This window comes from Streptomyces sp. UG1, assembly GCF_049974585.1.
Classification (GTDB): Bacteria; Actinomycetota; Actinomycetes; order Streptomycetales; family Streptomycetaceae; genus Streptomyces.
This window is the reverse complement of the sequence record NZ_JBNGGG010000049.1, coordinates 1-19708: the sequence shown is the minus strand read 5'-3', so window position 1 is coordinate 19708 and position 19708 is coordinate 1. Positions and strand designations below refer to the sequence as shown.

The 19708-nt window shown below is 70.8% G+C and carries 24 protein-coding genes; 14 read left to right on the top strand and 10 right to left on the bottom strand.

The window, feature by feature from the left end; genetic code table 11:
* The first annotated feature begins 37 nt into the window (after positions 1–37).
* Positions 38–835 (top strand): AraC family transcriptional regulator, encoded by a 798-nt coding sequence (locus ACP4J3_RS41375; protein WP_426541783.1) that lies wholly within the window; start codon positions 38–40, stop codon positions 833–835.
* Positions 836–868: 33 nt separating this feature from the next.
* Here the strand turns inward: ACP4J3_RS41375 and ACP4J3_RS41370 are convergent, their stop codons facing one another.
* Together ACP4J3_RS41370 and mshA are read right to left on the bottom strand one after the other, a co-directional pair.
* Positions 869–1369, bottom strand: coding sequence for a YbjN domain-containing protein (locus ACP4J3_RS41370; protein WP_426541781.1), 501 nt, complete (start codon positions 1367–1369; stop codon positions 869–871).
* Entirely contained in the window at positions 1362–2708 is a 1347-nt protein-coding gene (gene mshA / locus ACP4J3_RS41365; protein ID WP_426541938.1) for a D-inositol-3-phosphate glycosyltransferase, read from the bottom strand. The genes ACP4J3_RS41370 and mshA overlap by 8 nt, the downstream gene beginning before the upstream one ends.
* Before the next feature lie 180 nt (positions 2709–2888).
* Here mshA and ACP4J3_RS41360 point away from each other — a divergent pair, with 180 nt between their 5' ends.
* The 3 genes from ACP4J3_RS41360 (at position 2889) to ACP4J3_RS41350 (ending at position 6680) form a co-directional block, all read left to right on the top strand.
* Positions 2889–3683, top strand: coding sequence for a class I SAM-dependent methyltransferase (locus tag ACP4J3_RS41360; RefSeq protein WP_426541779.1), 795 nt, complete (start codon positions 2889–2891; stop codon positions 3681–3683).
* Between the two features lie 253 nt (positions 3684–3936).
* Positions 3937–5010, top strand: a complete 1074-nt coding sequence (locus ACP4J3_RS41355) for a C40 family peptidase (protein ID WP_426541777.1) — start codon at positions 3937–3939, stop codon at positions 5008–5010.
* 341 nt (positions 5011–5351) lie between these two features.
* Entirely contained in the window at positions 5352–6680 is a 1329-nt protein-coding gene (locus ACP4J3_RS41350; protein WP_426541775.1) for a PP2C family protein-serine/threonine phosphatase, read from the top strand.
* A gap of 6 nt (positions 6681–6686) precedes the next feature.
* Here the strand turns inward: ACP4J3_RS41350 and ACP4J3_RS41345 are convergent, their stop codons facing one another.
* From ACP4J3_RS41345 to ACP4J3_RS41335, 3 genes are all read right to left on the bottom strand, one after another.
* The gene (locus ACP4J3_RS41345) at positions 6687–7025 is read right to left on the bottom strand and encodes a DUF2516 family protein (protein WP_426541936.1); all 339 of its coding nucleotides are present in this window, start codon (positions 7023–7025) and stop codon (positions 6687–6689) included.
* Between the two features lie 117 nt (positions 7026–7142).
* Positions 7143–7832 carry a hypothetical protein gene (locus ACP4J3_RS41340; protein WP_426541934.1) on the bottom strand — a complete coding sequence of 230 codons (690 nt, stop codon included), beginning with the start codon at positions 7830–7832 and terminating at the stop codon, positions 7143–7145.
* Between the two features lie 156 nt (positions 7833–7988).
* Positions 7989–8678 carry a helix-turn-helix domain-containing protein gene (locus tag ACP4J3_RS41335; protein WP_426541773.1) on the bottom strand — a complete coding sequence of 230 codons (690 nt, stop codon included), beginning with the start codon at positions 8676–8678 and terminating at the stop codon, positions 7989–7991.
* Between the two features lie 109 nt (positions 8679–8787).
* Between ACP4J3_RS41335 and ACP4J3_RS41330 the strand changes: the two genes are divergently transcribed.
* On the top strand, positions 8788–9018 hold the full coding sequence (locus ACP4J3_RS41330; RefSeq protein ID WP_426541771.1) for a hypothetical protein: 231 nt from the start codon (positions 8788–8790) through the stop codon (positions 9016–9018).
* 123 nt (positions 9019–9141) lie between these two features.
* On the opposite strand, the gene ACP4J3_RS41325 is transcribed toward ACP4J3_RS41330, so the two are convergent.
* The gene (locus ACP4J3_RS41325) at positions 9142–9786 is read right to left on the bottom strand and encodes a TetR/AcrR family transcriptional regulator (RefSeq protein WP_426541769.1); all 645 of its coding nucleotides are present in this window, start codon (positions 9784–9786) and stop codon (positions 9142–9144) included.
* A 124-nt stretch (positions 9787–9910) separates the two neighbouring features.
* Here ACP4J3_RS41325 and ACP4J3_RS41320 point away from each other — a divergent pair, with 124 nt between their 5' ends.
* Both ACP4J3_RS41320 and ACP4J3_RS41315 read left to right on the top strand, forming a co-directional pair.
* Complete coding sequence (locus ACP4J3_RS41320) at positions 9911–10723, top strand: SDR family NAD(P)-dependent oxidoreductase (RefSeq protein WP_426541767.1); 813 nt, start codon at positions 9911–9913, stop codon at positions 10721–10723.
* 99 nt (positions 10724–10822) lie between these two features.
* Positions 10823–11290 carry a cytosine permease gene (locus tag ACP4J3_RS41315; RefSeq protein WP_426541765.1) on the top strand — a complete coding sequence of 156 codons (468 nt, stop codon included), beginning with the start codon at positions 10823–10825 and terminating at the stop codon, positions 11288–11290.
* Positions 11291–11387: 97 nt separating this feature from the next.
* On the opposite strand, the gene ACP4J3_RS41310 is transcribed toward ACP4J3_RS41315, so the two are convergent.
* Positions 11388–12215 (bottom strand): oxidoreductase, encoded by an 828-nt coding sequence (locus ACP4J3_RS41310; protein ID WP_426541763.1) that lies wholly within the window; start codon positions 12213–12215, stop codon positions 11388–11390.
* Between the two features lie 251 nt (positions 12216–12466).
* On the opposite strand from ACP4J3_RS41310, the gene ACP4J3_RS41305 reads away from it, so the two are divergent.
* Positions 12467–13051 carry a Clp protease N-terminal domain-containing protein gene (locus ACP4J3_RS41305; RefSeq protein ID WP_426541761.1) on the top strand — a complete coding sequence of 195 codons (585 nt, stop codon included), beginning with the start codon at positions 12467–12469 and terminating at the stop codon, positions 13049–13051.
* Positions 13052–13083: 32 nt separating this feature from the next.
* On the opposite strand, the gene ACP4J3_RS41300 is transcribed toward ACP4J3_RS41305, so the two are convergent.
* Positions 13084–13455, bottom strand: coding sequence for a VOC family protein (locus ACP4J3_RS41300; protein ID WP_426541759.1), 372 nt, complete (start codon positions 13453–13455; stop codon positions 13084–13086).
* A gap of 68 nt (positions 13456–13523) precedes the next feature.
* Positions 13524–14462, bottom strand: coding sequence for an alpha/beta fold hydrolase (locus tag ACP4J3_RS41295; protein WP_426541757.1), 939 nt, complete (start codon positions 14460–14462; stop codon positions 13524–13526).
* Between the two features lie 98 nt (positions 14463–14560).
* Here ACP4J3_RS41295 and ACP4J3_RS41290 point away from each other — a divergent pair, with 98 nt between their 5' ends.
* The 4 genes from ACP4J3_RS41290 (at position 14561) to ACP4J3_RS41275 (ending at position 17483) form a co-directional block, all read left to right on the top strand.
* A complete protein-coding gene (locus tag ACP4J3_RS41290; RefSeq protein WP_426541755.1) occupies positions 14561–15217 on the top strand; it encodes a TetR/AcrR family transcriptional regulator in 657 nt (218 codons plus the stop codon).
* Entirely contained in the window at positions 15201–16082 is an 882-nt protein-coding gene (locus ACP4J3_RS41285) for an acyl-CoA thioester hydrolase/BAAT C-terminal domain-containing protein (RefSeq protein ID WP_426541753.1), read from the top strand. The genes ACP4J3_RS41290 and ACP4J3_RS41285 overlap by 17 nt, the downstream gene beginning before the upstream one ends.
* An 82-nt stretch (positions 16083–16164) precedes the next feature.
* Positions 16165–16689, top strand: a complete 525-nt coding sequence (locus ACP4J3_RS41280; RefSeq protein ID WP_426541751.1) for an ATP-binding protein — start codon at positions 16165–16167, stop codon at positions 16687–16689.
* Positions 16690–16700: 11 nt separating this feature from the next.
* The gene (locus ACP4J3_RS41275; RefSeq protein WP_426541750.1) at positions 16701–17483 is read left to right on the top strand and encodes a phosphotransferase; all 783 of its coding nucleotides are present in this window, start codon (positions 16701–16703) and stop codon (positions 17481–17483) included.
* 21 nt (positions 17484–17504) lie between these two features.
* On the opposite strand, the gene ACP4J3_RS41270 is transcribed toward ACP4J3_RS41275, so the two are convergent.
* Positions 17505–18338: an SDR family oxidoreductase gene (locus ACP4J3_RS41270; protein ID WP_426541748.1), complete on the bottom strand. Its 834-nt coding sequence runs from the start codon at positions 18336–18338 to the stop codon at positions 17505–17507.
* Positions 18339–18462: 124 nt separating this feature from the next.
* Here ACP4J3_RS41270 and ACP4J3_RS41265 point away from each other — a divergent pair, with 124 nt between their 5' ends.
* Together ACP4J3_RS41265 and ACP4J3_RS41260 are read left to right on the top strand one after the other, a co-directional pair.
* Entirely contained in the window at positions 18463–19323 is an 861-nt protein-coding gene (locus tag ACP4J3_RS41265) for a GNAT family N-acetyltransferase (protein ID WP_426541746.1), read from the top strand.
* 163 nt (positions 19324–19486) lie between these two features.
* On the top strand, positions 19487–19630 hold the full coding sequence (locus tag ACP4J3_RS41260) for a hypothetical protein (RefSeq protein WP_426541744.1): 144 nt from the start codon (positions 19487–19489) through the stop codon (positions 19628–19630).
* Positions 19631–19708: the final 78 nt, after the last annotated feature.

Genomic DNA, 19708 nt, shown 5'->3' with positions numbered 1-19708 from the left:
CCGACCGCCGTACGGCCGCGTCTTGTACGTTCTTTGCATGGCCGCGCAGTCCGAGGTGACCGCCTGGCGTCCCCGTGTCCCGGGTGTCGTCGAGGTCTTCCACGCGCACTTCACCGAGTACGCCTATCCGATGCACGTCCACGAGGCCTGGACCCTGCTGATCGTCGACGACGGCGCCGTCCGCTACGACCTCGACCGGCACGAGCACGGCACCCCGCACGACACGGTGAGCCTGCTGCCGCCGCACGTCCCGCACAACGGCTCCGCCGCCACCCCGCACGGCTTCCGCAAACGCGTGCTGTATCTGGACGGCACCCTGCTGGCCGACGATCTCATCGGCCCGGCCGTGGACTCCCCCGACCTGCGGGACCCGGTGCTCCGGCTGCGCGTCGGACAGTTGCACACCGCCCTCGCCCGACCCGGCGACGAACTGGAAGCCGACAGCAGGCTGACCCTCATCGGCGACCGGCTGCGTGCGTACCTACGGCCGAGGACGGTCACCGACGTTCCGCGCCGCGACCCGGCCCTCGCCCGCCGACTGCGCGAACTGCTCGACGAGCGGATCGTGCCGGGCATCGCCCTCGACGAGGCCGCCGCGCTGGTGCGGGCCCATCCCGCCCATCTCGTACGGTCGTTCAGCGGCGCGTACGGCATCGCCCCGCACCAGTACCTGATGTCCCGCCGCGTCGACCGCGCCCGCCGGATGCTCCTCGAGGGCCGGTCGCCGACCGAGGTGGCCGTCGCGACCGGCTTCTACGACCAGTCCCATCTCACCCGGCACTTCAGGAAGTTGGTCGGCGTGCCGCCGGGGCGCTATCGCAGCAGCGCGCGCTGAGCGTCGTGAACGGCCGGCGAGCGGACCCGGGCGTCACTCCGAGGCGCGCTGGGTCAGGTGGGTGAACGCGTCCAGGTTGCGTGTCGACTCGCCGCGTGCCACGCGCCACGCGTACTCCTTGCGGATCGCCGACGCGAAGCCGAGTTCCAGGAGGGTGTTGAAGGCGCCGTCCGCCGCGTCCAGGACCTGGCCGAGGAGGCGGTCGATCTCGTCGGGCGTGATGGCGGCGAGGGGGAGCTTGGCGGTGACGTAGATGTCGCCGAGCCGGTCGACGGCGTAGCTCACGCCGTACAGCTTGAGGTTGCGCTCCAGGAGCCAGCGGTGGACGCCGGCTTCGTTCTCGTCGGGGTGACGGATGACGAAGGCGTTGAGGGAGAGGGAGTGGCGGCCGATGAGGAGGGAGACGGTCGTCGACAGCTTGCGGGTGCCGGGGAGCTTGACGACGTAGTTGCCGGGCTCGGGGCTCTCCCACTCCAGCTCGGCGTCCTTCAGGGCTCCCTCGACGGCCTGTGCCGCCTTCTGTGCGTCAGCCATGGTGGGAGCGTACGCGACGGCGATGGGCCTGGGCCGCCGCGTAGACGTCCGCGGTGGCGGCGGCCGCGGTGTCCCAGCCGAAGGACTGGGCGTGCCGGGCGGCGGCCTCGCCCATGCGCTCGGACAGATGCGGGTCGGCGGCGAACGCGTGCAGCACGCGCGCGTACGCGGCCGGGTGGTGGCCCTCGACCAGGAAGCCGGTCCGCTCGTTACGGACCGCGACGGGCAGACCGCCCACCGCCGCGGCCAGTACGGGCGTGCCGGTCGCCTGTGCCTCTATGGCCACCAGGCCGAAGGACTCGCTGTACGACGGCATGACCAGCACCGACGCCGCCCGGAACCAGTCCGCGAGCTGCTCCTGGCCGACGGGCGGGCGGAACCGTACGACATCCGCGATGCCCAGGCGGGCGGCGAGCTTCTGCAGACCCTCCGGCTTGGCGAGGCCGCTGCCGCTGGGGCCGCCGACGATCGGGACGAGGGTGCGGGAGCGCAGCTCGGGGTGCTCGTCGAGGAGGACGGCCACGGCGCGCAGGAGGACGTCCGGGGCCTTGAGGGGCTGGATGCGCCCGGCGAACAGGGGGATCAGGGCGTCCTGGGGGAGGCCGAGGCGGGCCCGGGCGGCGGCCCTGCCGTCCGCGGGCGAGAAGCGGGTGAGGTTCACGCCGGGGTGGACGACCGCGACGGCTGCCGGGTCGGCGGCGTAGTGGCGTACCAGTTCGTCCGCTTCCTCCGCCGTGTTGGCGATGAGGCGGTCCGCCGCCGCGACGATCTGCGTCTCGCCGATGACCCGGGCCGCGGGTTCGGGGGTGTCGCCGTCGGCGAGGTTGGCGTTCTTGACCTTGGCCATGGTGTGCATGGCGTGCACCAGGGGGGCGCCCCAGCGCTGGGCCGCGAGCCAGCCGACGTGGCCGGAGAGCCAGTAGTGGGAGTGGACCAGGTCGTAGTAACCGGGGCGGTGGCCGGCCCAGGCCTGCATCACGCCGTGGGTGAAGGCGCAGAGCTGGGCCGGGAGGTCTTCCTTGTTGAGGCCCTCGTAGGGGCCCGCGTCGATGTGGCGGACCAGGACGCCGGGGGCCAGTTCCACGGTGGGCGGGAGGTCGGCGGCGGTCTTGCGGGTGAAGATCTCGACCTCGATGTTGATCGCGGCGAGGCGCTGCGCCAGCTCCACGATGTAGACGTTCATGCCGCCGGCGTCGCCGGTGCCGGGCTGGTGGAGGGGCGACGTGTGGACCGAGAGCATCGCCACGCGGCGGGGGCGGCGGTGCAGGCGGAGGCGGTGGGGGGTGACCGTGGCCGTGGCCTGCGAGCGACGCCCGAGCCTGCTGACGTACTGGCTCACGTAGCGGTCCTCCTTGGCTGCGGGCATGCCGGGTGGAGGGTTGAGCGCCCTCCAAGGCGGTGCAACGCCGGAGGGTGGGGTTCCCATTCCTGGCGGGGTGGTTTTTGCCTAGGCATTACCGATGGTCGCTCAACTGTTCGGGGGATGGGTGCGTTGCGGCGGGCGCATACCCTCGTATGCATGACCGCCCGCGCCTTCGCCCGTCCCGTGGGCACCGTCACGCGCGGGACCACCAATCCCAATCGGCTGCGGCGTATGGACCGGTGGATCGCCCATACGCATGGGGCCGCGCTGCGGCGGGCCGGGGAGCCGGTCGCCGTCGATCTGGGGTACGGCGCCGCCCCCTGGACCGCCGTGGAGCTGCTCGGGCGGTTGCGGGCCGTCGCGGCCGGTGTGCGGGTGGTGGGGTTGGAGATCGAACCGGCTCGGGTTGCCGCCGCGCTGCCGTATGAGCGGGAGGGGCTTGTCTTTCGGCACGGCGGGTTCGAGATTCCGATCGCGCAGCGGCCGGTGCTCGTGCGTGCGGCGAATGTGTTGCGGCAGTACGAGGAGGGGGAGGTCGCCGAGGTCTGGGAGCGGCTGTGTGCGCGGCTGGCGCCGGGCGGGCTGCTAGTCGAGGGGACCTGCGACGAGATCGGGCGCCGGCACGTGTGGGTGGCACTCGGGGCGGAGGGGCCTCGTACGGTGACCTTTGCCACGCGGCTGGGGTCGCTGGAGCGGCCGTCGGATCTCGCGGAGCGGCTGCCGAAGGCGCTTATCCACCGGAATGTGCCGGGTGAGGCCGTGTATGCGTTTCTGCGTGACTTCGATCGCGCCTGGGCCGCTGCAGCGCCCTACGCGTCGTACGGCGCCCGTCAGCGGTGGATGCGGGCCGTGCGGGATCTGTCGGGGGACTGGCCGGTGACGGATGGGCCGGGGCGGTGGCGGCAGGGCGAAGTGACCGTGCGGTGGGGGGCGTTGGCGCCTCGGGGTTAGGGCGGCTCTTGCTGCCGGTTCTCGCTGCCGGTTCTTGCTGCCGGTTCTCGCTGCCGGCGGTTTGCCCTTGTTTGACCGGGCGGGCGTGGATCGCGGAACGATCTCGGCGAGTTGTTCGTCACAAAGTCGGGGAGATCGTCATGGCGGGGAGGGAACGGGGGGAAGCAGACCTCTGTCACTTTGCGCGCCGTCATGGCACGATCCCCCGGACGCTCATAAGTTACTGACGGGACATCAGTTTGGGGGCACAGGTATGGGTACGGGCAAGCGCGGCCTGATCGCCGCGGCCGTGACCGTCGTCTGCGCGGTCACCGTACTGGGGGCGGCTCCTGGTGCGGCGTTCGCCGCTCCCTCACCGTCCCCGACGCCCTCTTCACCGGCCGCCGTCTCCAACAAGGACCTCGAGGTCGTCCGGGAGAAGCTCGACAAGCTCTATCACGACGCGGCCGTCGCCACCGACGAGTACAACGCCGCCGAGGAGGCGGCCGAGAAGCAGTCCGCCGAGATCGTGTCGCTGGCGAAGAAGATCGTCAAAGGCCAGGAGAAGCTCGCCGAGTTGAAGAAGCGCGCCGGGGCCGCGGCCGCCGCTCAGTACCGTTCGGGGGGCCTGCCCGACGAGGCCAAGCTGATGCTCAGCGACGATCCGCAGACCTTCCTCGACGGCGCGCGGCGGGTGCTTCAGGGCGAGCGGGCCACCAAGGGGCTGCTGGGGGAACTGACCCGCACCCAGCAGGACTTGGAGCAGTACGCCAAGGACGCCTCCGCCCAGTGGCAGAAGCTGGAGGCCGGGCGCAAGGCCAAGGCCACCGCGCAGAAGAAGATCGAGAAGCAGATCAAGGCGGCCGAACAGCTCGAATCCCAGCTCGAGAAGGAGGAGCGGGAGCGCCTCGCCGAGCTGGAGGAGGAGGCCGCCCGCAAGGCGCAGAGCGAGTGGCTGGACTCCGGGATCCTCGACGACGCCAAGGGCGAGGCGTCCGAGGCGGGGCGCAAGGCCGTCGAATACGCCACCAAGCAGCTCGGCAAAGCGTACGAATGGGGCGCCGAGGGGCCCAGGACATACGACTGTTCGGGGCTGACGTCGCAGGCCTGGGCGAGCGCGGGGCAGGGGATTCCGCGGACCTCGCAGGAACAGTGGAAGCAGTTGCGGCGCATCGACATCGCGGACATGCGGCCCGGCGACCTCATCATCTACAACGACGATGCCAGCCATGTCGCCCTGTACGTCGGCGACGGCGCCATCATCCACGCGCCGCGTCCGGGGCGGACGGTGACGGTGGCGGGGGCCGGGTCGATGCGGATCCTCGGGGTGGTTCGGCCCGATGCGTGAGAGTCCAGGGTGAATTGGGATGGCGGGGCGAATCGGGGCCGGCAGGGCTAATTGGGGCTGCAGAGCGCATGGGGTGGCGGGCGTCGCGTGATTCCCGCCACGTGACCCGCCCCACGCCATTTCGCGATCAAACCCCGCGCCGACGTGACGTTCGTCATCCCCCTTGCTCCGCCGGGCTGTCCAACTGCGGTACGGAACGCGGCATATGACAGTGGCCTGCGACCATACGGCGTGCTCCACACCATTCCGTTGCGGCGCCGACAACCGCTATGGTCCCCGTCGGTGGATCGAGGTCCCTCGTTCCCACCATGCCCTCGGGGGGAGGGAAGGAACTCAAGACGATGCCCGTACCCGTACCGCGGCAGAGAGCGATCCCGGCCGTGGAGACAGGTCAGGCGCCGGCCGCGTCCCCAGGCGGCACCTGCGAGAAGGTGGCCCCGCGTAAGGAAGAAACGGTCGAGAACACCACCCCTGCCAACCTGACCCTGCTGCTGATCGAGGACGATCCCACCGGCTCGGCGCTCGTGCCCGAGCTGCTCGACTCGGCCGGCAAGCCCATCCGCGTGCGCACCGCCCGCAACCTCACCGAGGCCGAGCGGCTGCTCACCGACGACGTCCACTGCATCCTGCTGGACCTCGCCCTGTCGGCGTCCGGCCGGGGCGCCGACGACGACGAGCTGGCCGTGCTCCGGCACGTCCTGGAGCTGGCGCCGCGGCACGCCGTCCTCGCCCTCACCGCCTCCGGTGACGCCGAGCGCGGCACCGAGGCCGTGCGGGTGGGCGCCCAGGACTATCTCTTCCGGGACGAGCTGGACGGGCGGCTGCTGAGCCGGGCGATCCGGTACGCCGTGGAGAGGAAACGTTCCGACACCGCCGAGCGGCGACTGGCCGAGGGCCGGATGCGGGCGCAGGAGAACCGGCGCCTGGAGCGCGGCCTACTGCCCACGCCGCTGCTGGAGGGCTCGTCGCTGCGGTTCGCCGCGCGCTATCGGCCGGGGCGTTCGCGTGCCCTGCTGGGCGGGGACTTCTACGACGTCGTCCGGACCCCGGACGGCACCGTGCACGCCATGATCGGCGACGTCTGCGGGCATGGGCCGGACGAGGCCGCCCTCGGCGTGGAGCTGCGGATCGCCTGGCGGGCGCTGACCCTGGCCGGGCTGTGCGGTGACGCGCTGCTGGGGACCCTGCAGAAGGTCCTCGAGCACGAGCGGGCCGACGACGAGATCTTCGCGACCCTCTGCACGGTGGACATCGCACCGGACGGCCGCCGGGCGGGGCTGTGCCTGGCGGGGCATCCGTCGCCGCTGCTGGCCCGGCCCGGACGCCCTGCGCAGTTGCTGCCGTACGACAACAACGGGCCCGCGCTCGGTCTGCTCTCCGGGGCTCGGTGGCCTCGTATGGAGGTGAAGCTGGGCGCGGAGTGGAGTCTGATGCTCTACACCGACGGCTTGATCGAGGGGCATGTCGGCGAGGGGCGGGAGCGGCTCGGGCAGGACGGCATGGTGGAGATGGTCCGCCGCCAGCTCTCCGAGGGGTTGCGCGGGGAGGCCTTGTTGCGGGCCGCCGTCAATGAGGTCCGGGACCTCAATGGCGGTGAGCTGACGGATGACGTGGCTGTGCTGTTGCTGGACCGGGGGGACCGGGGGGACCGGGAGGGCCGGGGGGTCTGACCGGCGTTACCGTCCCCCGTTCCACGGGCCGTACGGGCCGTCGCTGCTGGAGCCCCTGCGGCCTCCTCGGCCTCCGCCGGAGACCTGCCTCAGGGCCGGGCGGACGTCCACGAGGAAGACGATCGTGGCGATCAGGCCCGCGATCTGCAGGAAGAGGAACGGCACGACGAGGTTCACCAGGACTGTGACGCCCAGAATGATCAGCCAGAACATCTTGTTCTGCTTATCGGCGGCGCGGTACGCGTCCTCCCGGGCCAGCGCGGCCATCACCAGCGCCACCACCGCGAGCACCAGCATGGCGGTGTAGAGCAGCCACATGAGCCCCGCGAAGCCTTCCATCAGCACAATGCCCACCACCCGCGTCGAGTCGTCGTTACGGCCACCGTACCCGTAGAACGGGCCGGGCACCCCAAAGGTGCCCGGCCCGTTCCGTACCGCCGCGTTCCGCGTGGCGTCGGTTCGTCACTTGGCCGGCGGGGTCGTCTTCTTGGCGGTGGTCTTGCGGGCCGGAGCCTTCTTGGCGGTGGCCTTCTTCGCCGGGACGGGCTTGGCCCCGGCCGGCTTGGTCTCGGCCGTGTCCTCCTTGACCTCCTTGACCTCGACCGGCTCGGCCTTCGGCTCGACGGCGACCGCGAGCTCCTCGATCTCCTCGGCCGCCTCGCCGCGCCAGGTCTTCACGGCCTGCTCGCCGTGCTCGGCGACCTTCTCGTAGGTCTCGCGGGCCTTGACGGCGTACTCGGCGGCGACGCCGATGGTGCGCAGGGCGAAGTCCTGGGCGCTCTCACCGAGCTTCTTCAGGTCCGCGTCGATGGTGCTGCCGAACTTCTTGACGTCCGCGTCCAGGTTGCTGCCGAACTTCTTGACGTCGGCGTCCAGGTTGCTGACGAACTCGTTGACCTTGGTCTGGAAGGTCTCCTGCGCCTCCTTGGCCTTGGCACCCGCCTCCTTGGCGCGGATGGTGGCCTTCTCCTGGACCGCCTTCGGGTCGGTGTTGCGAACGGCCTCGAACCGGGCCGGCGCCTCGGCGCGAAGCTGCTCCACCAGGCCGGGCACCTTCTTGGCCTGCTGGAAGGCGAGGTCGGCGGTGCCGGCGGCGAAGTAGAGCGGGGTGGGGTCGCTGAGGGTCTTACGCAGGTCGTCGGCGATGGCCATGGTGGTGGTCCTCCCGGGTTGCATTTCAGTGAGGGTTTTGGGTCCCCCGCGGCCTGCCGGACGGCTGACTTCTGACACTGCCGCCTTCCGCGCGCCGAGGCCGACGCCGGTGTGCGTCGCGCGTACGGCGGCTCAGGCGGCTCAGACGCTTCATGGTCAGCCGTCCGACTGCTGGGGGTCGGTCGGGTTCTCCGGGTCGGCGTCGCTGCCGTCGGACGTACGGGGGGTGCGGGTGGTGCGGGTCTTTCGGGTGTTGCGGGTGGTGCCGGTGGTGCGGGTACGGCGCGCGGGAGACTTACGGCCGCCGTCGGCCGTGGCATCTGCGGCATCCGTGCCGCCCTCGCGGGGCGTACGGCTGCGGCGTACGGCGGTGTCGGCGCCCTCGGCGTCGGCCTCGCCGCCGCTCTGCGGGGACGGCGAGTCCAGGTCGTCCAGCCCGACGGCCTTGACCGACTCGACCACCACCTGCTCCGCCCCCTCCGCCTCGGGGGATATCGCGAACCCGTTCTCCTTGCGGAACGACTCGTAGATCTGGAGCAGCACCTGCTTCTGCCGCTCGTTCAACGTGGGATCGGCGAGGATGACGGCACGCGTCTCCACCTCGTCCCGGTCCCGCTCGGCGTCGAGGATGCCGGCCCGGACGTACAGCGTCTCGGCGGAGATCCGCAGCGCCTTGGCGACCTGCTGCAACACCTCCGCGCTCGGCTTGCGCAGCCCGCGCTCGATCTGGCTCAGATACGGATTGGACACCCCGGCGGCATCGGCGAGCTGCCGCAACGAGAGCTGCGCGTTGCGCCGCTGCTCGCGCAGGTAGTCACCGAGATTGCCGACGTTGAGCGATGCCATGCCTCCACCTTGCCGCATCTCCGCTAACTATTGCAAGCACCTGCTTGCAAAAGTGCGCCACGACACGTTGGCGTATTGATGAGCCTGAGCACGATAGGTGACGTGCGTCGTGGATGAACTGGTGGAGCGTGTCGACGATCACGATCGTGTGCTGGGGGTGGTGCCTCACTGGCTCGGCGTGCACGAAGCCGTGGTGCCGGACAGCGTGGCCGCCGATCCCGATGAGGTCGCCCGGCATGGCCGGCTGACCGAGCCGGTACCTCGCGGTCCGGGCGGCGCGGTCCTGACCTTGCCGGCCTCGCGGGCCGAGGCGCCTGCTTGTGGCCGACGCGCCTTGTGAGAGCGACTGTTCGTGATGGGGAGTACGAATGCTTGGCCGGCTCCCGCTCGTTGAGCAGCTCGATGGCTTGGCGCGAGCAGGAATTCGGCGTGCCCTGCCCGCCTCGGGCTGTCGGGATGGGGCCTACTGCCGCGTGGCGTTGCCGCGGAGCCCGAGTTTTGTGATCGTGCGGCGGAGTGCGGTGCGGATCGCCTGCGTCGCCGACGGGTCGAGCGGTGTGTAGAGGTGGTCGATCTCCAGACCCGCGATGACCGAGAGAATGATCTCCGAATCTGTCTCGGGATCGTCCGAGCCGAGCCGGCTCGCGACGTGGCTGACCTGGAGCTGCAGCGCCTGACGCCACGCCCGCGAGACGCGTGCGAGATCCGGCCTGCGGGTTGACTCGATCAGGAACTCGTACTCCGCGACCAGGCTGGTGCGTGTCTCGGTCAGCCCGTGGTGGATGAACGCCGTGAGGTGCTCGGCGATGTCGTCGGCATGGTCGCCGTTCTCGACACCCGCAAAGGCGGCGAGGACCCGGTCCGCCTCCCGGCGCGTGTGCAACTCGAACGCCTCAAGGGTCAGATCGTCCTTGGTCTTGAAGTAGTAGCCGAGAGCTCCGAGCGGCAGCCCCGCTTCCGTCGCGATGGCACGCATGGAGAGCCCGGCGAGTCCCTTGTCCCCGATGACCCGCAGGGCTGCTTCGAGGATGGCCGCTTTGCGGACCCCGCCGCGCTCGATCAGGACGGGGGTGTCTCGTCGCTGGGCGGATTCGCCGGGCCGGCTCATGTCTGTCGTCGTCCTTCTCACCTGTGGGTGACCGCCGGGCGTCGCCGTCTTGATTCCCTTACTGTGACGAACGTTCAACTCAGTCACGCCACGAGGCGTCCAGGGATTCGAGGGTGAGCACCACATGAATCCGACCAGCGCCGACCGTCGACCCGTCGCGATCATCACCGGGGTCGGCAGTGCGTCCGGCATCGGTTTCGCCTGCGCCAAACGGTTGGCCGACGACTACTCGCTGCTGATCACCTCGACCACCGGGCGGATTCACGAGCGGGTGGCCGAGCTGGCGGGGAGCTGCCCCGTCCTTGGGGTCGCGGGCGATCTCACCGATCCCCGGTTCGCCGAGTCGGTGGTGGCCGAGGCGCTGGATGCCTTCGGCCGGATCGACGTTCTCGTCGACAACGCCGGCATGGTCGCGGTGGCCGAGCCCGAAGATCCGGCTTGCCTCGCGACGGCCTCCGACGAGCAGTGGCGTTCGGCCCTCTCACGAAACCTCGACACCACCTTCCACATGACCCGCGCCGCGCTCCGGTCGATGCTCGACCGCGGGTACGGCCGGGTGGTGAACATGTCGTCGCTCTCGGGTCCGGTGATGGCCTACAAGGGCGACGTCGCCTACCACACGGCCAAGGCCGGCCTGATCGGCCTCACCCGCTCGACGGCCATGGACACGGCCTCGCGAGGCATCACGGTCAACGCCGTCGCGCCCGGCTGGATCGCGACCGGGGGACTCGACGAGCACGTCGACGCCCTCGGGGCGGCAACGCCGGTCGGTCGTGCCGGGCGTCCCGATGAGGTGGCCGCACTGGTGGCGTTCCTGGCCTCGCCGGAGTCGTCCTACGTCACGGGACAACTGTTCGTGGTGGACGGCGGCAACTCCATCCAGGAGGAGCGCGGGCTGAGCCGGGCAGGCGGTCCCCTGGCGCTGTTCGCGCAGTAGCCCGCCATTCGCCCGTTATGCCTCTCTTCCCCGTGCTGCCCAATCACGGGCCTGTCGACCTTCGTCAAGATCTCGAACTCGTTCCGGACCCGTGCGGCGATGATGCTGCCGACCCTCGCCATCGGTCTGGGCCTGGCCGTCACGGCCTCACAGGACTTCACCGGCAATCTGACGGCGTTCCTGTCGTTCCTGCTCCTGCTGCTCATTCCCTGGGGTGCGGTGAGCCTCGTGGACTTCTACCTCGTCCAGCCCGGGGAGTACGACGTCCCCGGCATGTACATCCGCCGCGGAAAGTACTGGAGCGACCCGGCCACGTGGACCCACAACGGGGTCAGCCTCAAGGTCCTCATCGCCTTCGTGATCGGCGTGGTGTCCGGCATTCCGGCCATGAGCAACGCATGGTACGTCGGGCCCATCACGCGACACCTCTCCAACGCCGACCTGTCCTGGATTCCCGGCATGGTGGTCACCTCGGTCGTCTACCTGGCGCTCGTCCGCGTCGGCCGCGACGCCCCTGGAAAGTCGTACACGGCAGTCGCGAGCCGGCGGCAGACATCTCCCCTGTGACCAGAACTCCCGGCGCTGCGTGCCCATGCCCGACCTGCGTTTCCGGTCTGCCGGAGTCGTGTCGTTCCGACGCTCCCCGAGGGCCCTTGATGGCTTCTCAGACGGCGGTTGAGAGTGCCACGTCGCGCCATTGGTCGAGTTCACGTCGTACCAGGTCCAGCTTCGCCTCGACGCGCTCGACCGCGTCCGCGCCCAACTGCAGGCGCAGCGGCGCCTCGGTGGCCTCGGTGACGTCGACGATGGCTTTGGCTGCCTTCACCGGATCCCCCGGCTGGCGGCCGTCGTTCGAGGCCAGTGCCTCGCGCACCGGTCCCGCACCGACGGCGTAGTCCTCGATGGCGGCCGGCTCGACCCGGATGCTGGAGCCGCTGAGGAAGTCGGTGCGAAATCCGCCCGGTTCCACGATCGTGACGCGCACGCCGAGCGGGGCCAGTTCGCCGTGCAGCGCCTCGGAGATGCCCTCCAGGGCAAACTTCGACGCACCGTACAGGCCCACCGCCGGAGCGGTGGCGAAGCCACCCACGGAGCCGATGTTCAAGACGTGTCCGGATCTCTGGGCGCGCAGCGTCGGCAGGGTCGCCCGCAACGTGTTGAGCACGCCGAACACGTTGACGTCGAACAGTGCTCGGGCAGCCCTGTCCGAGGTCTCCTCGATCGCGCCCACCAGGCCGTAACCCGCGTTGTTGACCACGACGTCGATCCGGCCGAACTCCGTCAGGCCCGACTCCACGGCCGCCGTCAACTGCTGCGGTTCGGTCACGTCCGCGCTCAACGCCAGCAATCCGTCCGGCTTCTCCCGGTACGCACGCAGCACCGCCGACGCGTCCCTCGCCGTGGCGATCACGCGATGCCCGCGGCCCAGCGCCTCACGAGTGATCTCCGCGCCGAGCCCACGCGAGGCACCAGTGACAAACCAAACGCTCATGTTCTCCCACCATCCGATCGCCCTCACGGCCAACGGCCCGACGCTAGAACCTGGAGTCATCTCTAAGTCAACAGCTGCATTAGCTGTCCAACGGCCGCCGGATCTATCACGAGGAAGGCGAGGCACTTCCAGACCTGGACGATCTCATCGCGGAAGTCGACCGGAGATGCGACACCGCACACCGCCCCGGCGGACAGGAACAGCCCGACTGGCTCGCTCTTCTCACTGTCGCCGCCCAACTCGCAGGCCAGTTGCAGGCGCTGGCCGACGACCTGGTCGAGGACTACGTCGAGCACTGCCGGATGCACGGCTCCTCGTGGACGGACATCGGCGCCGCCCTGGGCGTGACCCGGCAGGCGGTCCAGCAGCGGTTCCACGCGCCGCACAAGCGCTACAGCCCCGAGGCGATGACCGACGGCCTCCGCCAGGCGATGGTCCACGTCAAGAAGGTGGCCGTGCAGCACCGCAACAACTACATCGGCACCGAGCACCTGCTCTGGGGGCTGACCGCCGAGGACAACAGCGCCACCCGCCTCCTGCGGGCCGTCGGCATCTCGCCGGAGACGGTCCACCGGTCCGTCGGAAATCGGCTGAGCACAGGCGCCTCCCAAGCGGCCGAACGCATCGCCTGGACGCCCTACTCCCGCAAGGCCATCACCCTCGCCGAGGCACGATCCGAGGAGAACGGCGCCGACCGCATCGACTGCGACGACCTGCTGATCGGCCTCGCCCAGGTCGGCCGCGGAGTGGCCGCCGACATCCTGACCGACGCCGGCTTCGACCCGGCCGCCCTCGACGCCGCGGCTGTGGACCCCCATCCGTCGCAGCGTGGGTGACCACGCCCTCGGGAACTCCAACAGAACGCCGATCAGCGCCTGACTATGCAGAAGGGATGGCCGGCGGGATCTGTAAGAACCCGCGCCCTGTCTCCATGCGGCTGGTGATCCGGCTTGCCCGCGCCCAGCCCCAGAAGCCGGGCCTCGGCCTCGTCCAGGCTCTCCGCGACCTTGAAGCAGATGTGGAGCTGCTGGGGGATGTTTTGGTCGGGCCAGCTCGGAGCCCGGTAGTCCGCGACCCGCTGGAAGCCGATGAGGAGTCCGTCCTCACGGTTGAGACCGGCGAAGTCGGCGTTCGATCTCGGGTGCGGTTCCAAGCCGGTCGCCTGCTGATAGAAGGCCGCCAGAGCCGGCGGATCAGGGCAGTCGAGGGTTATCGCGGCCAGTTCCATCTGCAGGGGCATGGCAGGCATGGCACCTCCGGGACGATCGGTGGACTTCCGTGATGCCCACCCTAGGATCGACGGTTCCGTCAGCCCCTCGTCTCGCCGTCGACGCAGGCCATGAAGTCCAGCATCCGGCGGTTGGTCTCCTTCGCGTGGTCGATCTGTGGGCCGTGGCCGGTGCCGGAGAGGATCTCGGCGCGGGCGCCCGGTATCAGGCGGGGTACGCGCTCCACTTGCCGTTGGGGGTGCAGCAGGGGGCTGCGCTTGCCGAGTAGCAGGTAGAGGGGGGTGCGGATGGTGGACAGGTCGGCTTCGGACAGGGGCCGGGGGGACGGGCGGCGGATGCGGTAGGCGCGTACGGCCGTTCTGATCATGGTGCGCAGTTCCGGCATGACGAGGACCGGCTGTTCCAGCCAGGCCGCGAGGCGCGGGCGCAGCGGCTCGGGGGCGAAGGTCGCGAGGAGGCCGGCGAAGAGCCAGGCGAAGAAGCGTAGGCCCACCTTCTCCAGGCCGCCCGGGTCGAGCAGCGTGACCGAGGCGAGGCGGTCCGGCCCGCGGTGCGCCTGGTTCACGGCGAGCCAGCCGCCGTAGGACACGCCGACGAGGTGGACGCGGTCGAGGCCGAGCCCGGCGAGCGTCTCCTCGAGCCACTGGGCGGCGTGCTCCGGCTGGTGGAGCGGGGCGCGCTGGACGCTGCGTCCGGGGTCGCCGGGGGTGTCGAGGGCGTAGACGGGGCGCTCGGCGCTGAGGTCGGGGGTGTTCGGGTACCACATGGCGGAGCAGGACCCTGCCCCGTGGACCAGGACGACGGGGGTGCGGGAACGGGCCGTCGGCTCGGTGGGGCCGTAGCGGTAGACGTGCGTGGTGCCGAACGACGTCTCCACGTCCTGTTCTTCGAGGGCCGGTGCGCCCAGCGCGTAGACCGCGTCGCAGGCCGCGAAGTAGCGCTCACGCCAGGTGTCGCTCACATAGCGGCCGACGTCGGTCTGGGTGCGGGCAGGGCCAGTGGTCTTGGGCACGGCCACCTCCGGGTGCTCGGTTTCGTGATACGAGCGTACCATCAAATCTGGTACGGCTGTATCATCAAAAGCCTCCAGGGAACCCGGGGAACGGAGGACGGACGATGCCCAAGCGCGTGGATCACGCGGAACGGCGCGCCCAGATCGCCGAGGCGCTCGTCCGGGTCGCCGGGCGGCGAGGTCTGCATGCCGTGGGGATGCGCGATGTGGCGGCGGAGGCGGGGGTGTCGCTGCGGCTCGTGCAGTACTACTTCGAGACGAAGGAGAAGTTGCTGCTCTTCGGCCTTGAGCAGTTGGCGGAGGGCTTCAGGGCACGGGTCTCCGCGCGCGTCCGCGCCGCCGGGGACAGCCCGGGGCCGCGCGCGACGGTGGAGGCGCTGCTGATGGCCGCCCTGCCGACCGACGAGGAGAGCCGCACCTTCCATCACCTCTACACCTCCTACGCCGTCCTCTCCGTGAACGACCAGGCCCTCGCCGCCCAGCCCTTCATCAAGAACCCCGACGCCGCCGAGGACGCGGTGACCGGGCTCCTCCGGCAGGCGCAGGAGGCGGGTCTGCTCGACCCCGGTCTGGACACGCGGTTGGAGGCGGTCAGCCTGCTGGCCATGTCCGCGGGGCTGGGCACCAGCGTCCTCGTCGGCCAGCGCAGCCCGGAGTACGCCACCGCGGTTCTGGGCCATCACCTCGACCGGATCTTCCGCACTCACGGGGCCGCCGGCACCGAGGGGGACAGCGATGAAGGTCATGACGAAGGTCATTGAGCATGAGCTGACGGTTCCTTGGGAGGCGGTGCTGCTGGAGCCGGTCGCGGGCGGCGGCACGGGGGTGGTCGTGCTCGCCGGGTCGAGCGGGCGGGTGGACCGGCAGCGCGCCCGGCTCCTCGCCGAGCAGGGCCTCCTCGCGCTGGCCGTCCGCTGGTTCGGCGGGCCGGGGCAACCGGAGGGGATCTGCGAGGTGCCGTTGGAGACGTTCGTCGCGGCCGTGGACCTGCTGCGAGCTCGCGGAGCCGGGCGCATCGGCATCCTCGGGGTGTCCAAGGGTGCCGAGGCCGCGCTGCTGACCGCGGTGCACGAGCCGCGCGTGGATGTGGTGGTCGCCGTGTCGCCGACGTCGCTGGTCTGGTGCAACGTCGGGCCGGGACTGGACGGTCGGCGGCGGCCGTACCGCTCGTCGTGGACCTGGCGCGGGCACCCGCTGCCGTTCGTCCCGCTGGACGACTCCTGGCGGCCCGCCGGACGAGGTGACGGCCCCGTGGCGATCCGCGGCTGGTACGAGCAGAGCGAGCGGACCTTCGCCCCGCGCCTGGACACCGCCGCGATCGCGGTGGAGAAGGCACGCGCCGACCTGCTGCTGGTCGCCGGCGGCGACGACGCGATGTGGCCCTCCCTGCGGTATGCGCGGCAGTTGGCCGCCCGCCGGCGCGCGGCCGGCGCCCCGGTCGAGGTGGTGGCCCGGGACGATGCCGGACACCGGCCCCGCCTCCCCGGCGAGAGCCCCGCCGCGCCCTCGACGTCCTTCCGCTACGGCGGCACCGCCGACGGCGACACCCTGCTCGGCCGGGCCGCCTGGGCTCCCCTCCTCGACCGGCTCCGTCCAGCCCGGCGGGCCTCGTGTCCTGGCGGCTGACACCGGCTGAGAAACGCCGACGCCGTACCGGATTTCCGCTGTGCCCGTTCCCGCGGCGCGCACAGCGCTAGCCTCGGATTCCGTGATCGTATGGCTCAACGGCACCCACGGTGCGGGCAAGACGACGACCAGTCCGCTGGTGCAGCGGCTCATCCCGGATTCACGGGTGTTCGACGCCGAGAAGGTCGGCGAGACGCTGATGGACATCAAGCCGGGGCTGCCCGGGACGGACAACTTCCAGCACTGGCCCCCGTGGCGGCCGCTCGTGGTCGAGACCGCACGGCGCGTACTCGACTACACCGGCGGCACTCTGGTGGTGCCCATGACCGTCCTGGTCGAGCAGTACTGGCGCGAGATCAGCGCGGGCCTCGCCCAACATGCCATTCCGGTACGGCACTTCGTCCTGCACGCCGACCAGGACACCCTCCGCGGGCGCATCGCGGGCGACACCGTTCTCGGCCCCAATTCCCCGTTCCGCCTCAAATACCTGGAGCCCTACGCCGAGGCCGCCCGCACCTGGCTGCACAAGGAGGCCGAGGTCATCGACACCACGCACCTCACGCCCGCCGAGGCCGCCCGGCAGATCGCAGACGCCGTCAAGAGCTGAGGGCCGCCGCGATGGAGCATCCCCTGGCCGGCGGGATCGACCAGGCCGGCGCGGTCGTGCGGGTCGGCGAGACGGTACGGCGTCCCGGGGGCGTGAACGCCGAGGCGGTCCGCCTGTTTCTCCGGCACCTGGAGCTGTCGGGCTTCCGCGCGGCTCCGCGGTTCCTGGGCATGGACCGCCACGGCCGCGAAATCTTGGACTACGTACCCGGCGATGTCGCGGTGCCGCCTTTCCCGGACTGGGCCGCGGACGAGGAACTGCTGGTCGGCGTCGCCCGGTTGCAGCGGGAGCTGCGTGCCGCCGCGGCCGGCTTCGAGTTGCCCGCGGGGTGCGTGTGGCGTGAGAGGCGGCTGCCGCCGGGGGCCGAGGGCCGCCTGGTCTGCCACACCGATCTGTGTCTGGAGAACGTCGTGGTGCGGGAGGGCCGGGCGGTGGCCTTCATCGACTTCGACTTGGCCGTGCCCGCGGACCGGCTCTTCGACATCGCGGTCGCTGTCCGGCACTGGGTGCCGCTGCGGGACCCGTCGGACATCGCCGATGCCCGGGCCGACAGCGATCTCTTCGGTCGTTTTCACCGCTTCGCCGCTGTGCACGGTCTGACGTCCGGCGAGCGGGAGCGGGTGGTCGAGCTGCTGCTGGGCTTCCTCGACATCGCCCTGGAGGACATCCGCGCGAGCGCGGCGGCCGGGCATCCGGGATATACGGCCATGTGGGGCGCCGGCTATGCGGAGATGAACCGGCGCTCCCGCCGCTGGCTCGCCGCCCACCTGCGTCGGCTCGCCGACCAGCGATGACGGCGCGGCTTCGGTGCGGCCTCAGCGGAACGCCGCGGCGTGGTCCGCCGCCCACTGCTCGAACGACCTGGCCGGGGAGCCGGTGATCGAGGGGACCGTGTCGCGCACCTTCAGCAACTCGTCGTTGACGTCCCCGCCGATCAGATCGAGGACCGTGTCCGCGGTCTCGTCCCCCATGACGGCGGCCATCTGCCGGTGGGCTTCCTCGCGGCTGATCTCGATGACGGGCACCTCCCGGCCCAGCTCTGCGGCGATGGCCGCGACCTGCCGGCGGACCGTGACGCACTCCGGCCCGGTCAGTGCGTACGTCCGCCCCCGGTGACCCGGCTCGGTCAGCGCCCTGCGGGCCACGGCCGCGATGTCCGCGGGGTGGATGGCCGGGAGACCGATGTCCGGGTACGGCGCTCGGACCACGCCGTGATCACGAATCGACTGCGCCCACCACAGTGCGTTCGAGGTGAACTGCGTCGGCCGCAGGACGGTCCAGGCCATGCCGCTGTCCTTGAGCAGCCGCTCGACAGCCAGGTTCTCGCCGGCCACGGGGAGGTGCGGATGCGTCTGCACCGTGATCGACGACACGAGCACCACATGCTCCACGCCTGCGTCCCGAGCGGCCGTGAGGACTTCCGCTTCCCCGCCCATGCCCCACAGCAGGAACAGCGAGCGCGCTCCCTCCAGCGCGGCCTTCAGAGAGTCCGCCCGCGCGAGATCGCCCTCAACGGCTTCGATCCCTTCGGGGAAGGAGGCCCGGTCCACGGCACGGGTCAGGCCTCGCACTGGTTCGGCACCATATCGGTGCAGCTCCCGCAGCAGAGCGGTGCCGATGTTCCCGGTCGCTCCCGTCACAAGGATCATCGTCGTCTCTTCCTGTCGTCGGTCGGAGGTGATCGCGTCAACGGCGAGACGCTAAAACCTCAACTCCGCTTCAGGTCAAGAAAGTTGATGTGAGCGCGCGGTCCCGCCGGGGAAGGGCTGAGGCATGCCCTCGGACGACTGGCACCTCACCGAAGACGTCGACGGCTTTCTCGCCCGCGCCGGAGACTTCCTGCGCTCGCGACCCGGCGCGCACGTCATGCAGCTCACGTGGGCCGAGAGGGTGCGCACGCGTGGGGCGGCCGCGTTCGGCGCCGAGGCTCCCGTGTTCGGCGTGCTGGAGCGAGCCGGCGAGGTCCACGGCAGCTTCTACCACCTGCCGCCCCGCGGTCTGGGCCTCTCTCCGCTCACCCCCGAGCAGGCCGACGCCCTCGCCGCCCGCCTGGCCGCCCTCGGGCACTCCCCTCGCTCCGTCAGCGCCGGCCACGACACCGCCACCGCCTTCGCCGACGCCTGGCAGCGGCACACCGGCGCGACGCCGAAACTCCGCGACACCCAGGTCCGCCTCTACCGCCTCGGCACGCTCAACCCACCGCAGCCGCCTCCGGCGGGCCGGGCCCGGCTCCTGGGCGAGCAGGACCTCGACCAAGTCATGTTCTGGTGCGGCGAGTTCGCCAAGGCAGTCGGGGAAGACGTCGCCATCGACGCCGGCTCCTGGGGCGGTACGCGCTACGCCGACAAGCGCTACACCCTCTGGGAGACCCCGGACGGCACCCCCGTCTCCATCGCCGGCATGAACCCGCTGATCGGCGGCCAGATCCAGGTGGACATCGTCTACACCCCGGCCCATCTGCGCGGTCACGGCTACGCGGGCGCCGTGACGGCGGAGGTGAGCCGGGCCGCGCTGGCCGCGGGCGCCAAGGACGTCGTGCTGTTCGCGGACCGGGCCAACCCCACGAGCAACGCCCTCTACCAGCGCCTCGGCTATCGCAAACTCGCCGACTGGGTGGCGTACGACTTCGCCTGAGCCGCATCCCTGAGCCGCTTCCCTGAGCCACTTCTCTGAGCCACTTCTTCTGAGCCGCGCCGCCACCGAGCGGCTGAACCCGCGGGCCGGGCGGCGTGTCCGGGCGGCCAGGGCCGGGTGGGCGGCGCAGGGTGGTCGGTACGGGCGTCGTCGAGGAGGAACCGTGAAGCGTCGTGTCGCCGCCGTTCTGGCCGCTGTCGTCGCCGGGCTGATGCTGGTCGCGGTACCGGCCGCGGCCCGGGACGGCCATGGAAGCATCGAGCGGAACGAGTGGAACATCCCGCTCGCCAACCTCCGCGTGCTCTAGCTGTACTGACCCGTGAGGTTGGGGACGCGGCTGGCGGGTGGTTGCCCTTTCAGCGCGGTGTGTCCGCGGTGGTGGTTG

Coding starts and splice junctions, on each gene's coding strand:
- ACP4J3_RS41375 (WP_426541783.1), top strand. CDS start 38: ATGGCCGCGCAGTCCGAGGTGACCGCCTGGCGTCCCCGTGTCCCGGGT.
- ACP4J3_RS41370 (WP_426541781.1), bottom strand. CDS start 1,369: ATGGCTGACGCACAGAAGGCGGCACAGGCCGTCGAGGGAGCCCTGAAG.
- ACP4J3_RS41360 (WP_426541779.1), top strand. CDS start 2,889: ATGACCGCCCGCGCCTTCGCCCGTCCCGTGGGCACCGTCACGCGCGGG.
- ACP4J3_RS41355 (WP_426541777.1), top strand. CDS start 3,937: ATGGGTACGGGCAAGCGCGGCCTGATCGCCGCGGCCGTGACCGTCGTC.
- ACP4J3_RS41350 (WP_426541775.1), top strand. CDS start 5,352: ATGCCCGTACCCGTACCGCGGCAGAGAGCGATCCCGGCCGTGGAGACA.
- ACP4J3_RS41340 (WP_426541934.1), bottom strand. CDS start 7,832: ATGGCCATCGCCGACGACCTGCGTAAGACCCTCAGCGACCCCACCCCG.
- ACP4J3_RS41335 (WP_426541773.1), bottom strand. CDS start 8,678: ATGGCATCGCTCAACGTCGGCAATCTCGGTGACTACCTGCGCGAGCAG.
- ACP4J3_RS41325 (WP_426541769.1), bottom strand. CDS start 9,786: ATGAGCCGGCCCGGCGAATCCGCCCAGCGACGAGACACCCCCGTCCTG.
- ACP4J3_RS41320 (WP_426541767.1), top strand. CDS start 9,911: ATGAATCCGACCAGCGCCGACCGTCGACCCGTCGCGATCATCACCGGG.
- ACP4J3_RS41315 (WP_426541765.1), top strand. CDS start 10,823: ATGATGCTGCCGACCCTCGCCATCGGTCTGGGCCTGGCCGTCACGGCC.
- ACP4J3_RS41310 (WP_426541763.1), bottom strand. CDS start 12,215: ATGAGCGTTTGGTTTGTCACTGGTGCCTCGCGTGGGCTCGGCGCGGAG.
- ACP4J3_RS41300 (WP_426541759.1), bottom strand. CDS start 13,455: ATGCCCCTGCAGATGGAACTGGCCGCGATAACCCTCGACTGCCCTGAT.
- ACP4J3_RS41290 (WP_426541755.1), top strand. CDS start 14,561: ATGCCCAAGCGCGTGGATCACGCGGAACGGCGCGCCCAGATCGCCGAG.
- ACP4J3_RS41285 (WP_426541753.1), top strand. CDS start 15,201: ATGACGAAGGTCATTGAGCATGAGCTGACGGTTCCTTGGGAGGCGGTG.
- ACP4J3_RS41275 (WP_426541750.1), top strand. CDS start 16,701: ATGGAGCATCCCCTGGCCGGCGGGATCGACCAGGCCGGCGCGGTCGTG.
- ACP4J3_RS41270 (WP_426541748.1), bottom strand. CDS start 18,338: ATGATCCTTGTGACGGGAGCGACCGGGAACATCGGCACCGCTCTGCTG.
- ACP4J3_RS41265 (WP_426541746.1), top strand. CDS start 18,463: ATGCCCTCGGACGACTGGCACCTCACCGAAGACGTCGACGGCTTTCTC.